This window comes from Proteus myxofaciens ATCC 19692 (assembly GCF_001654855.1).
Taxonomy (GTDB): Bacteria; Pseudomonadota; Gammaproteobacteria; order Enterobacterales; family Enterobacteriaceae; genus Proteus; species Proteus myxofaciens.
This window is the reverse complement of the sequence record NZ_LXEN01000094.1, coordinates 85,234-99,486: the sequence shown is the minus strand read 5'-3', so window position 1 is coordinate 99,486 and position 14,253 is coordinate 85,234. Positions and strand designations below refer to the sequence as shown.

The 14,253-nt window shown below is 39.5% G+C and carries 11 protein-coding genes and 1 pseudogene; 3 read left to right on the top strand and 9 right to left on the bottom strand.

The features are described from left to right. The 3 genes and pseudogenes from M983_RS17555 to M983_RS09905 form a co-directional block, all read left to right on the top strand. Nucleotides 1–207: pseudogene (locus M983_RS17555) on the top strand (hypothetical protein); the annotation flags it as partial. Nucleotides 208–861: 654 nt separating this feature from the next. Beyond that, nucleotides 862–1,002, top strand: coding sequence for a hypothetical protein (locus M983_RS17400; protein WP_157091949.1), 141 nt, complete (start codon nt 862–864; stop codon nt 1,000–1,002). Between the two features lies 1 nt (nt 1,003). Next, on the top strand, nt 1,004–1,747 hold the full coding sequence (locus tag M983_RS09905; protein WP_066749912.1) for a tetratricopeptide repeat protein: 744 nt from the start codon (nt 1,004–1,006) through the stop codon (nt 1,745–1,747). An 86-nt stretch (nt 1,748–1,833) separates the two neighbouring features. Here the strand turns inward: M983_RS09905 and M983_RS09900 are convergent, their stop codons facing one another. The 9 genes from M983_RS09900 to rimP all read right to left on the bottom strand — a co-directional run bounded on the left by M983_RS09900 (nt 1,834) and on the right by rimP (nt 14,072). Beyond that, nucleotides 1,834–3,684, bottom strand: coding sequence for a DEAD/DEAH family ATP-dependent RNA helicase (locus tag M983_RS09900; protein WP_066749910.1), 1,851 nt, complete (start codon nt 3,682–3,684; stop codon nt 1,834–1,836). Nucleotides 3,685–3,855: 171 nt separating this feature from the next. Next, nucleotides 3,856–4,743: a lipoprotein NlpI gene (nlpI, locus tag M983_RS09895; RefSeq protein ID WP_066749908.1), complete on the bottom strand. Its 888-nt coding sequence runs from the start codon at nt 4,741–4,743 to the stop codon at nt 3,856–3,858. A gap of 112 nt (nt 4,744–4,855) precedes the next feature. Next, the gene (gene pnp, locus M983_RS09890; protein WP_066749906.1) at nt 4,856–6,985 is read right to left on the bottom strand and encodes a polyribonucleotide nucleotidyltransferase; all 2,130 of its coding nucleotides are present in this window, start codon (nt 6,983–6,985) and stop codon (nt 4,856–4,858) included. 276 nt (nt 6,986–7,261) lie between these two features. Continuing rightward, complete coding sequence (gene rpsO / locus M983_RS09885; protein ID WP_066749904.1) at nt 7,262–7,531, bottom strand: 30S ribosomal protein S15; 270 nt, start codon at nt 7,529–7,531, stop codon at nt 7,262–7,264. A gap of 125 nt (nt 7,532–7,656) precedes the next feature. Continuing rightward, nucleotides 7,657–8,610 (bottom strand): tRNA pseudouridine(55) synthase TruB, encoded by a 954-nt coding sequence (gene truB, locus M983_RS09880; protein ID WP_066749902.1) that lies wholly within the window; start codon nt 8,608–8,610, stop codon nt 7,657–7,659. After that, entirely contained in the window at nt 8,610–9,011 is a 402-nt protein-coding gene (gene rbfA, locus M983_RS09875; RefSeq protein WP_066749901.1) for a 30S ribosome-binding factor RbfA, read from the bottom strand. Before rbfA ends, truB begins: the two co-directional genes overlap by 1 nt. A gap of 303 nt (nt 9,012–9,314) precedes the next feature. Then, the gene (gene infB / locus M983_RS09870; RefSeq protein ID WP_066749899.1) at nt 9,315–12,068 is read right to left on the bottom strand and encodes a translation initiation factor IF-2; all 2,754 of its coding nucleotides are present in this window, start codon (nt 12,066–12,068) and stop codon (nt 9,315–9,317) included. A gap of 22 nt (nt 12,069–12,090) precedes the next feature. After that, complete coding sequence (gene nusA / locus M983_RS09865; RefSeq protein WP_066749897.1) at nt 12,091–13,599, bottom strand: transcription termination factor NusA; 1,509 nt, start codon at nt 13,597–13,599, stop codon at nt 12,091–12,093. A 20-nt stretch (nt 13,600–13,619) separates the two neighbouring features. Further along, nucleotides 13,620–14,072, bottom strand: a complete 453-nt coding sequence (gene rimP, locus M983_RS09860) for a ribosome maturation factor RimP (protein ID WP_066749895.1) — start codon at nt 14,070–14,072, stop codon at nt 13,620–13,622. Nucleotides 14,073–14,253: the final 181 nt, after the last annotated feature.

Sequence of the window (14,253 nt, the reverse complement as noted above, 5' to 3'; positions counted from 1 at the left end):
GATAAAAAAAATACATTAGGATATTGTGTTAGCTATAACGTTGAAAGAACAATCGATGGTAAAGTCAAATCAGAAGAAAAAGATAAAAATAACTTTATCTATGTTGATAAAAATAAACCATTATCAATCTTTACAGGTAGTGAAGACTTTATAAAAGATGTTTGTGGAGATAGTTTTTACAATAAATATAAAAAAAATAATAAATAAAATATAATAAATGAGTATTTAGGCAATTATAGATATTGTTCTAAATACTCATCAAACACTTGTAGGTATCTTTTCGGTTAAAAATAAATGTTTTAATCGATGTATAGCAATCTAACTCTTACTTATTTCCATGCGTAATTTTACTCTATTTCATATAATCATTCGTAATTTCTAAATCACAAGAAATCACAGAGTAGTAATCACTGCCACAATGACAACAATAGAGCACCAATCGCTCATTCTCTAATTATGTCTAAATAGGTTTAATTCTTAAATACTATGCGCTTTTATCACGAATAATATTAGAACAGTTTTAATCTTAGAAACGAACCTTATTGACTTCAAAAATATCAAAATTTAAAAATAGCCAGTCTGTTTACTTATTAAAACCAAGCATTGTATCAAGGACTTTATCATCAATATAGAAATTAAAATCATAGCGTTGTCTATCAATATTATGACTAAATAACGTAATATCAGATTATTATATTTCTTCACAATCCTACCATTTTAAAATTAATATTATTATATTTAAATTATCTAAAAAATAACTTTATTAATAAATATTATAAGTCGACAAATTTAAAATTTTCATTTAGTGTTTTTAATTTAATGTATCTATATCTTAGAATAATTTTTCATATAAGGAATATTATGAAAGAAACAAAACATTATATTATTAATGAAATGTCTTCTTTTAAATCTCCATATTATGCAGATATCACATCAGAAAACCACCTTATAGATTCTATTAAAAATAAAAATTTAATAGTACCCAATATATTAGGAGAATAAAATGAAGATACTTAATAAATTAATAGTTACTTTACTATTTATTATCAATCCTATTTTGGTAGAAGCTTATCCAATAGTCAAAGATGCACAATTAGTTCCCGGATATAACGGTTTAGAATTACGTTATGACCAAAGATTACCACTTATTGCACCCTATCCTAGAATTGCTGAAGATGTGTACCCTTTAATAAAAAAAGCAGAGAAAAGTAGTAATGCTAACGATACCTATCTTATTGCATCTATTTTTTTTAAAGGATGCTCAAAAAATATTGATGATAATGATAAAGCACAATGTGTAGTATCTAATTATTTCTTAGATAAGACATTAAAACTAGATAAAAATCATGGATTAGCTTTATTTTATCAAGGTGTTATTTTAGAAAATGGTTACGGTATTGAAAAAGATATTGATAAAGCAATTCAAAACTATGACAAAACATGTCGAATAAAAGGGAATCGTATTATTTCAGCTTGTGACGCTCTTTTTTTGATTTATTTACATGGCGAAAGAGGAGTGACTCAAGATATTAATAAAGCAAAAGAATATGCTCAATGGGCGGCAGATAATGGCGATAAAGAATATAAAGGATATATCACTAATTGGCATTATATACTTTTCTCTCTCGATCAAAGAAAAAAAATAAAACAATGTAAAGAAAATGGAACTCATGTTTCTCTCTGTATTCAACAGAGCAACAAAGAACATATAGAATATAACGAAAAATATCTGATGAAAAATAAATAACTCATAAAAAAACCAGTCAACTTACGTTAACTGGCTTATATTTTTATCGCTAACTCAATATAAAATTAAGTTAATCGCATAATCTCTTATTGGTTATGAGAGCTACTACGACGACGTGGTGTACCTTCGCTGTTGCCACGACCACGGAAGTTACCGCGCTCGCCACGTTCACCATTACCACGACGTTGTGCTTGATCACCGCTAGAATTACGACGACCACCTTGTGGTTGACCATCACGGCGACTGTTGTTACGGCGCTCACGGTAAGGCTGAGCATCACCCACTAATTGCATATTCAGTGGTTTGTTCATAATGCGAGTACGTGTGAAGTGGCCTAATAAATCACCTGGCATACCTTTTGGTAATTCGATAGTTGAGTGTGAACCATACAACTTGATATTACCAATGTAACGACTGCTGATATCACCTTCATTTGCAATCGCACCAACGATATGACGAACTTCAACACCATCATCACGACCCACTTCAATGCGGTATAAATCCATTTCACCTGCATCACGACGTTCACGACGTGGAGAACGTTCACGATCATTATCACGACGACGATCATCACGATCGTTAAATTCGCGACGAGGACGACGAACAGGATCGGGTGGTAAAATCAGAGCGCGTTCACCTTGTGCCATTTTTAATAATACGGCAGCGAGTGTTTCCATATCTAATGCTTCATCACCTTGTGGTGCAAGCTTAGGTAATAGAGCGCGGTATTGATCTAAATTGCTGGTTTCTAACTGTTGAGCTATTTGTTGTGCAAATTTTTCTTGACGACGTTGGCTGATAAGTTCTGCATTTGGCAGTTCTACTTCAGGAATAGTCATCTTCATTGTACGTTCGATATTACGCAGTAAACGGCGTTCACGGTTATCAACGAATAAAATTGCACGACCAGCACGACCAGCACGGCCTGTACGACCAATACGGTGAACATAAGATTCTGAATCCATAGGGATATCATAGTTCACAACAAGGCTGATACGATCAACATCAAGGCCACGAGCAGCAACATCTGTTGCGATAAGAATGTCTAAACGACCATTTTTTAAACGCTCTAGTGTTTGCTCACGCAATGATTGGTTCATATCACCATTTAGCGCAGCACTGTTATAGCCATTACGCTCTAACGCTTCTGCAACTTCTAATGTTGCATTTTTAGTCCGTACGAAAATGATAGCAGCATCAAAATCTTCAGCTTCAAGGAAACGAATTAAAGCTTCGTTTTTACGTGCGCCGAATGTCATCCAATAACTTTGGCTGATATCAGGGCGAGTTGTAATACTGCTTTGAATACGTACTTCTTTAGGATCATTCATAAAGCGACGTGTAATACGGCGAATCGCTTCTGGCATTGTTGCAGAGAATAACGCTGTTTGGTGTTCTGCTGGGATTTTACTTAAGATATTTTCAACATCTTCAATAAAGCCCATACGTAACATTTCATCAGCTTCATCTAATACTAAGCCTTTTAATTTAGATAAATCTAACGTACCACGGTTTAAGTGATCTAATAGACGACCAGGTGTACCTACAACAACTTGAGGTCCTTGGCGTAAAGCACGTAATTGAACGTCATAGCGCTGTCCACCATAGAGAGCAACAACATTCACTTTTGGTAAATGTTTAGAAAAATCTTCAATTGCTACAGCAACCTGAACTGCGAGTTCACGAGTCGGTGCTAAAACTAAAATTTGTGGCGCTTTTAATGATTCATCAAGATTGTGTAACAAAGGTAGGCTAAATGCAGCAGTTTTACCACTACCGGTCTGTGCCATACCTAAAACATCATTACCGTTTAAAAGAAAAGGAATACATTGTTGCTGAATTGGAGAAGGCTTCTCGTAGCCTAAATCATTCAGTGCAGTCAAAATTGGTGCTGATAAACCTAGATCAGCAAAAGTCATATCGGTTTCAGTACTCATGTCACTGTGCCTCATTTATTATGGCAGCCAGTTGACATAACGTACCGCATGGTTTGTCGGTCTTTATCATCTAAAATGTGAACTGGCTCAAATTATGTTATTAAACGAACAAACAAGCCCTCATCTTTGATAGATGATGGCTTAAAAACTTATAAGAGAAATGTTCGTCAGCTATTGCTGGTCCGATTCTGCTAGGTCTTCTTGTTGGCCTAACAGTGCTAATTCCAACAATGCGTAGCGGTGCTCAACAAAGTTATGTGCGTTGTTGGCAACCGTCAGCTTGAATAACGCTGTTGCGCTATCCGTATCCCCCAGACTTAGGTAATATTTACCTAAATAGAAGTTAGTTTCACTGAGATGCTCAGCGAGCGAAGTGTTATCGGTTGAAGCTTCACGTAGTCTCGACATGAGTGTTTTTTCACTAATATCACCTAAGTAAAACTCAACTATATTCCATCCCCATTGCCCTGTTTTGTTCGCTTTTTGGTAACGCTGATTCAGCTGTTGTTTTGCTGTTTCAGGATTTATCTCTTTTTCAACAAGATATAACCAAAGCGAACGAATAGGGTCATTTGGATCGACCTGATAAAACGCCTGCAGATCATCCTGCGCCAATTTTAATCGTTCACCGTAGTATAAAGCGATACCACGATTAAAACGCGCATTATTGTAAGTTGGATCAAGCTCTAAAACAGAATCAAACGCTTCATAAGCAGCATCGTAATTCACTGCTTGCGTAAAATAGATACCTAGAAAATTAAAAATTTCTAGCATATCTGGTCTTATCGATAGCGCCATTGAAAAATCATTACGCGCTAATGCTCGTAAACCTAGACTATCATACAGCACACCACGCTCATATAAAAGCTGTGCATATTCATCTTCAGTTAATGAGCGACTCGCAAGAATTTGCTCTATACGAGCCAGTATTACTTCTTGTTGTAGAGAAGGCTGTAATGGAGTTGCAAAAATCGCATTCTGACGCCATTCAGGACTAGAGCTGCATCCAGAAATGAAGATGAAAACAGCAATAGAACAACTGCGCAGAAATGTTTTCATTTCTCACTCCCAAGTCAGACTCTTTCAACAAAAAGCATTTAATGACATCCTAATTGTCAAACCAAAATAAGTCTCTACCGATATCTATCTAGATACCGGTAGTAGAATATCATTAATTAGCTGAATCTTCAGAAGAAGTTTCAGTAACTTCTTGCTGAGGTGCTTGCGCTTCTTTCATGCTCAAGCGAATACGACCTTGACGGTCAATTTCCAGCACTTTAACTGGTACTTCTTGGCCCATAGTCAGATAATCACTCACTTTCTCAACGCGTTTGTCTGCGATTTGAGAAATATGAACCAGCCCTTCTTTACCACCGCCGATGGCAACGAAAGCACCAAAATCAACAATACGAGTGACTTTACCATTATAGATGCGGCCAACTTCGACTTCTGCAGTGATCTCTTCGATACGAGCAATAGCAAGTTTCGCCTGATCACCACTAGTTGCTGCAATTTTAACAGTACCGTCATCTTCAATTTCAATCGTTGTACCAGTTTCTTCTGTTAATGCACGAATAACAGAACCACCTTTACCGATGACATCTTTGATTTTATCTGGACTAATTTTGATAGTGTGAATGCGTGGGGCAAACTCAGAAATATCAGCACGAGGTTTGCTAATCGCTTCTTCCATAACACCTAAAATATGCAGACGTGCGCTTTTCGCTTGGTTAAGTGCAACTTGCATGATTTCACGTGTGATACCTTCGATTTTGATATCCATTTGCAGTGCGCTAACACCGTTATGGCTACCCGCTACTTTAAAGTCCATATCACCTAGATGATCTTCATCACCCAGAATATCAGAAAGAACAACAAAGTTGTCACCTTCTTTAACTAAACCCATTGCAATACCAGCAACAGATTCTTTAATTGGAACACCCGCATCCATAAGCGCTAATGAAGCACCACATACTGACGCCATTGAAGATGAACCATTTGATTCTGTAATTTCAGAAACAACACGTACAGTGTAAGGGAATTCTTCAATTGTTGGCATTACCGCTAATACACCACGTTTTGCTAAACGACCATGGCCGATTTCGCGACGCTTTGGTGATCCCATCATTCCAGTTTCACCTACTGAATATGGAGGGAAGTTATAGTGCAGCAAGAAAGTATCAGTATGCTCACCCATGATGTCATCAATAGTTTGAGCATCACGTGCAGTACCTAATGTTGCAGTGACTAATGCTTGTGTTTCACCACGTGTAAACAGTGCAGAACCATGTGTACGAGGTAATAAACCCGTACGAATGTCCAAGGCACGAACCATATCTTTTTCACGACCATCGATACGAGGCTCACCCGCAAGAACACGAGCACGAACGATATCTTTCTCTAAACCAGAGAAAATATCATTAATTTCGCCTTCGTCTAAAGCCTCATCTTCTGCTAATAATGTGCTAACAACGTCATCACGAATAGCATCGATTTGCTCATAACGTTCTTGTTTTTCTGTAATACGATAAGCATCACCGATACGTGTTTGCGCTAATTGTGCAATACGGTCATGTAAAGCTTGGTTGATGGCTTCAGGCGCCCAATCCCACTTCTCTTTACCAACTTCAGCAACGAGTGCATTGATGTTTTCAATCACAATTTGTTGTTGGTCATGACCAAAAACAACTGCGCCAAGCATTTGTTCTTCTGACAATAAATCAGCTTCTGATTCAACCATCAGAACCGCACCAGATGTACCTGCAACAACTAAGTCTAATTGGCTAATTTTCAGTTCATCAACTGTTGGATTTAACACGTATTGACCATCAACAAAGCCAACACGAGCAGCACCAATAGGACCATTAAATGGTACACCTGACAACGCTAATACCGCTGAAGCACCGATCATCGCAACGATATCTGGATTAACTTGTGGGTTAACAGAAACAACAGTTGCAACGATTTGAACTTCGTTTAAGAAACCTTCAGGGAATAATGGACGTAATGGGCGGTCAATTAGACGCGCAATTAACGTTTCACCTTCACCAGGACGACCTTCACGACGGAAGAAACTTCCTGGGATACGACCAGCAGCATAAGAACGCTCTTGGTAGTTAACAGTTAATGGGAAGAAATCTTGCCCAGCTTTCATTTTTTTCTTAGCAACAACGGTAACAAAAACAGCAGTGCCATCCATGTCAACCATTACCGCAGCAGTAGCTTGGCGAGCCATCATTCCTGTTTCAATCGAAACGGTATGTTGGCCATATTGAAACTTACGAACTGTAGGATTCAGCAAAATAATATCCTTTATTTTTTTGGTCGCTCTATTTTTTAGCGACGATAAATAATTTTCTCCGCTACGTCCCCTCGCGACTAATGAAAACATTTAGCTTATTTTATAAAGTGTTAAATGCTTTCATTAGCCGCGCGAATTGTCGTAACTAGAGACTAAATAACAATCACCACATTAAAACATAACGACTAATATTAAAAATAGCAATTTCTTACTTGTCTATCTTGTAGACTAGTAGAAAAGGGGCCAACAGGCCCCTTTCCACTGAAACTCGCTTAATTAGCGACGCAGACCTAAACGTTCGATCAGTGCAGAATAACGAGCAACATCTTTACGTTTCAGGTAGTCTAGCAGATTACGACGGCTAGAAACTTTACGCAGCAGACCACGACGGCTGTGGTGATCTTTCTTGTGCTCTGAAAAGTGACCTTGCAGGTGGTTGATTTCTGCTGTTAACAGTGCAACCTGAACTTCGCTAGAGCCGGTATCGTTAGGACCACGACCGAATTCAGCAACGATTTTCGCTTTCGCTTCAGTACTTAGAGACATAATAAACTCCAAAATGATTTAAAATTTTCAGATAGCCAATCTCTAATTCAGCTATCCAACGCAGCCACCTAAACAGATAGCCGCATTATTCTACGCTCCAAACACACTTAGCGCAAGAATTGCTATTAAGTGTTATTTTGGGCGCTATAATCAACAACCAGTCTTTTAGGAGCAACTAACCCATCTTTGATGGTAGCAAGGCCAATAAAAGTGTCTTCCTCACCTTCTGTTACTCTGAGCCATTCACCTTCATTAATTTGATGATTAACTCTAACAGGTTGCCCTAATTTCAGGTAGCTTGCGATAACACTCGTTAAATTAACTACTGGGAAGTGTGCAACCGCCGTATCCATAGGTAATAATAGCGCATCAAGCGAAATAAATGGATCTTCTTCTTGCAATTGTGCGTGTTCAATCATTGTTTTTAGTTGCTCAAGCGTGACCATTTTTTCTTTAGGGTAATCTGCAACTTCTAATCGACGTAAAAAAATAACATGTGCACCACAATGTAGTTTCTCACCAAGATCATCAATGATTGTGCGGATATAGGTTCCTTTTGAGCAATGGATCTCAAGCTCTAATTCATCGCCTTCCCAGCGAATAAATTGTAATTCATAGACAGTAATAGGTCTTGCTTCGCGCTCAACCTCAATGCCTTTTCTTGCATATTCATATAGCGGCTTACCTTGATGTTTTAATGCAGAATACATTGAAGGGACTTGCAATGTTTCTCCGCGAAAACTCTCTAAGGCGTCATCTAAAGCTTGCTGTGAAAATATAACAGGACGTTCTTGTATAACTTCACCATGTGCATCAGACGTATCTGTTCTTTGACCTAAACGCGCAATCACACGATAACGCTTATCTGAATCCAATAAAAACTGCGAGAATTTAGTCGCTTCACCTAAACAAATAGGAAGCATACCTGTCGCTAAAGGATCTAATGCGCCCGTATGTCCTGCTTTACTGGCATTGAACATACGGCGAACTTTTTGTAATGCATCATTAGAGGAAATATCTTGGGGTTTATCGAGTAACAATACACCGTTAATCTCACGCCCCTTACGGCGACGCCCCATTATTCGTCCTCTTTATGGCGACGCTTTTCATCATCTTTAACAACATTAGACACAAGGTTAGACATACGCATACCTTCAACTAATGAATTGTCATATGCAAATGTTAATTCAGGAACAACTCGTAAACGCATCGCTTTGCCTAATAAAGAACGAATAAAGCCGGCAGCTTCATTTAACGCTTTAAGACCATTCTCAACACGCTCTTCATCACTTTCTTCACCATGAGATAGGTTTAAGAAAGTCACAAACACTTTTGCATAAGCAAGGTCACGAGAAATTTCAACACCCGATACCGTTGCCATTCCAATACGAGGATCTTTCACTTCACGTTGTAAAATGATGGCGATTTCTTTTTGCATTTCCTGAGAAACACGTTGAGCACGGCTAAAATCTCTTGCCATTTTATCTCTCCCTGACAATAAGGCTTCTCCCTATTGCCACTGTTAATTTAATTCAAACCTAAAAATCTGATATCTAAAGAGTATACATAACATCACATTTAACAACTGCTTTCTGTTAATTATCTTTAGAACATAAAATTTTCTTTGTGACTATTTTACCTTGTTCTATCGCTTTCATAAATTGAAGAAAGCAAATCTATTTCGGTTATGTTGAAAAAGGAGATTAAAATAAAGGAGGATAGAACAAAGAAAGGAATAAAAAGGGAGCCACTAAGCTCCCCTTTCAAACTAAACGTATCTAATTTAAGAAATAGAACGTTTGATTTCGATAATTTGGAAGACTTCAATCATATCGCCAACACGGACATCGTTGTAATTTTTTACACCGATACCACATTCCATACCATTACGGACTTCGTTGACGTCATCTTTAAAGCGACGCAGAGATTCAAGTTCACCTTCGTAAATAACCACGTTGTCACGTAGAACACGAATTGGATTATTACGTTTGATATTACCTTCAACCACCATACAACCTGCGACTGCACCAAATTTAGGCGATTTAAACACATCACGAACTTCTGCAAGTCCCATGATTTCTTGTTTATATTCAGGCTCTAACATACCGCTCATTGCCAGTTTGATCTCATCAATCAGACTATAAATAACGGAATAGTAACGTAAATCAACGCTTTCTTGTTCAATAATACGACGCGCAGATGCATCAGCACGAACGTTGAAACCAAGAATGATAGCATTAGAAGCGGCTGCTAATGTTGCATCTGTTTCAGTGATACCACCAACACCTGAACCAATGATTTTTAGTTTAACTTCATCAGTGGAGAGTTTAGCTAATGCATCAGTAATTGCTTCACATGTACCTTGAACATCAGTTTTCAGTACAATGTTCAATTCAGAAACTTTACCTTCTTCCATGTTAGCAAACATGTTTTCCAGTTTAGATTTCTGTTGACGAGCCAGTTTCACTTCACGGAATTTACCTTGACGGTATAATGCTACTTCACGTGCTTTTTTCTCATCACGAACAACAGTAGCTTCATCACCCGCAGAAGGTACGTTAGATAAACCTAAAATTTCAACCGGCATTGAAGGACCCGCTGATTGAACTTCTTGGCCTAATTCATTACGCATTGCACGAATACGTCCGTATTCGAAACCACACAGAACGATATCACCTTTATTCAAGGTACCTTCACGAACAAGGATAGTTGCGACAGGACCACGACCTTTATCAAGGTAAGATTCAATAACCGCACCACTTGCCATGCCTTCTTTCACTGCTTTCAGTTCAAGAACTTCAGCTTGTAATAAGATAGCATCAAGTAATTCATCAATACCTAAACCTTGTTTTGCTGATACATGGATAAACTGAGTCTCACCACCCCAATCTTCAGGCAAGATGCCATATTGAGATAGCTCAGTTTTAACACGATCAGGATCAGCTTCGTGTTTATCAATTTTGTTCACAGCAACAACAACAGGAACGTTTGCTGCTTTTGCGTGTTGAACCGCTTCGATAGTCTGAGGCATCACACCATCATCCGCAGCTACAACGAGCACAACAATATCAGTGACTTGAGCACCACGAGCACGCATTGATGTAAATGCAGCGTGACCTGGGGTATCTAAGAAGGTGATTTCACCTTTGTCCGTTTTAACGTGGTAAGCACCGATATGCTGAGTAATACCACCCGCTTCACCTGATGCTACTTTCGTTGAACGAATGTAATCGAGTAATGAGGTTTTACCGTGGTCAACGTGACCCATGATGGTAACAACTGGCGCACGAGATACTGCCATTTCATCGCTAGTATCACGGTCATTCATTACTTGTTCTTCTAACTCGTTTTCACGACGTAAGATAACTTTATGACCCATTTCTTCAGCAACAAGCTGTGCTGTTTCTTGATCTAAAACCTGATTAATGGTTGCCATCGCACCCATTTTCATCATGGTCTTAATAACTTCAGAGCCTTTAACTGCCATTTTGTTAGCAAGGTCAGCAACAGAAATAGTTTCACCAATAACCACATCACGGTTTACCGCAACGGCTGGTTTATTAAAACCTTGCTGTAATGTGCTGTTTTTACGGCCTTTACCTTTTTTGTTACTGCGACCAGCAGCACGTGCTTCTTCACGATCTGCTTTTTCAGAATGGCGATTATTTTTCTTAGGACGAGGGGCTTTTGCAGGGCGACTACGTCCACGTCCACCTTCTACTTCAGCATCACTTTCATCTTCAGCATCACGAGCATAACGAGATGTTGTTACATGATAGTCTGAACCTTCTGTTTCAGTTTTAGGCTCTGCAGTCCATTTTTCCGCATTTTCTTCCGCTAAGAGGCGTGCTTTTTCTGCTGCAACACGAGCTTCTTCTTCGGCTTTAAGACGCTGAGTTTCTTCGGTTTTGCGTTTCAGTTCAGCTTGTTCAGCATGACGACGTGCTTTATCCTGATCTGCTTTATCAGCTTTTGGTTTCTCGTTTTGTTTCACTTTATCTTTTTCCGCTGCTTCGCGCTTAGCTAATTCCGCTGCTTCACGTTTTGCTTCTTCAGCTTCACGTTTCGCTTTTTCTTCGGCTTGTTTCTTAGCCGCTTCTTCAGCTTCACGTTTTGCTTTTGCTTCAGCTTCGCGCTGTGCTTTCTCTTGTGCTTCGCGCTGTGCTTTTTCTTCTGCCTCGCGATGCGCCTTTTCTTCCGCTTCACGCTGAGCTTGCTCTTCCGCTTTTGCTTCAACAGCATCACGGTTCACATAAGTGCGTTTTTTGCGGACTTCGATGGCTACTGATTTACTTTTGCCACCTGTACCAGGAACACTTAACGTACTACGTACTTTACGTTGTAACGTTAATTTTTCTGGTTGGCTAGTTGAGACGTCTTTATCACGATTCAACCAAGCCAGTAAGGTTTCTTTCTCTTGTTGGGAGACAGAATCAGAGACGGTCTTCTTAATACCGGCATCAGCAAACTGCTGTACCAAACGTTCAACCGGTGTCTGAATCTCTTCTGCCAGTGATTTTACTGTTTCATCTGTCATTCTGTTCCTTCCTGCTCAGTTGTTACGCATCATTCCCAAACCAGCAGATATTACGTGCGGCCATAATGAGTTCGCCTGCGCGCTCACTACTTAAACCTTCAATATCAGTTAGGTCGTCGATACCCTGTTCGGCAAGATCTTCCAGTGTGCAGATACCACGGGCAGCTAGATCAAATGCTAAAGAGCGCTCCAAGCCTTCGAGAGCTAATAAGTCCTCAGCTGGCTGGTTATCGCCAAGACTCTCTTTTTGAGCTAATTCAATTGTCGTTAAGGCAGCTTTTGCTCTATCACGTAGAGCTTCAACGGTATCTTCATCTAACCCGTCGATCGCTAACAGTTCGTCAATTGGTACATAAACTAACTCTTCAAGGGTAGAGAAACCTTCTTCAACTAAAACAGTTGCGAAGTCTTCATCAATGTCGAGATGCTTAGTAAATATTTCAATGGCTGCGTTTGCTTCCGCCTGATGCTTGGCATTCAGTTCATCTGCAGTCATGACGTTTAATTCCCATTTGTCATCACCACGATGTTTTTTCAGTAATTGTGCGGCTAAGCGTACATTCTGACCATTTCGGCCAATTGCTTGAGCCAGATTACTGCTTTCAACTGCCACATCCATTGTGCATTTATCTTCATCAACAACAATAGAAGCAACATCTGCCGGAGCCATTGCATTAATTACGAATTGTGCAGGATTATCATCCCACAATACAATGTCAATTCGCTCGCCGCCCAATTCACTGGAAACGGCTTGTACACGTGCGCCACGCATACCAACACAAGCACCGACTGGGTCGATACGTTTATCGTTGGTTTTTACAGCGATTTTAGCACGAGAACCTGGATCACGCGCTGCTGCTTTAATTTCAATGATCTCTTCGCCAATTTCTGGCACTTCAATGCGGAATAGTTCAACCAACATTTCAGGACGAGAACGAGTGACAAAAAGCTGAGCACCACGTGTTTCAGTACGTACATCATATAAAACACCGCGTAAACGGTCACCAGGGCGGAAGTTTTCACGTGGTAACATGTCTTCACGTAAAATAACCGCTTCTGCATTATTACCTAAATCTAAGGTGATATTATCGCGGTTCACTTTCTTCACAACACCTGTGATGATTTCACCAAGTTGTTCACGAAATTGGTCAACAACCATTGCTCTTTCAGCTTCACGTACTTTTTGTACGATAACTTGTTTAGCAGTTTGTGTTGTAATTCGGTCAAAAGTGACTGATTCAATTTGATCTTCGATGAAGCCACCTAAGTCAATTTCAGGCTCTTCATATTTTGCAGCGTCAAGAGTGATTTCGCGAGTAGGTTGAGTCACTTCCTCAACCACAAGCCAACGGCGGAAAGTATCAAAATCTCCCGTCTTACGATCGATGCTAACGCGAACATCTATCTCTTGCTCATATTTTTTCTTAGTTGCTGTCGCTAGTGCAATTTCCAGTGCCTCGAAAATCTTTTCACGAGGAAGAGATTTTTCATTAGAGACCGCTTCCACAACAGCCAGAATCTCTTTGTTCATCCTAGTTGCCTCTTCAAAACTCAAAAGTGGGGTACCAGGTTAGCTTTCTGGATGTTGCTCAGTGCGAACACTTCGTCTTTACCATCCACAGTAACCGTGATCATTTCGCCATCGACAGACTTAATAGTGCCCTGCCATTTGCGGCGGTTTTGCATTGCAATTCGCAATACGACAGCGACTTCTTCGCCGACAAATTGCTCATAATGCGTTGTAGTGAATAAAGGTCGTTCTAAACCAGGAGATGAAACCTCAAGGTTATAAAATGTTTGAATTGGATCTTCAACATCCAGCACAGCACTCACTTGGTGGCTAACATCAGCACAATCATCAACAGTGATACCTTCTTCACTATCAATATAGATACGCAATGTTGATACTCGACCACGAATAAACTCAAGACCAACAAATTCAAAGCCTAATGCTTCTACTGGTGCTGAAACCATCGCTGTTAATTTTTGCTCTAATGTGGACAAACCCACCCCCAAGGCATAAAAAAAGGGCCTATAGCCCAGTATTCTATTCTCTAATAACAAAAAACCCCGAAATTCGGGGCTTTATGCAACTGGACCCTGTAACTTGCCGTTCGAGGTAACCGCTTCTTACGGCACATTCCACTCAGGATCATAATCGATATTCAAGATGATTAATGAGAAA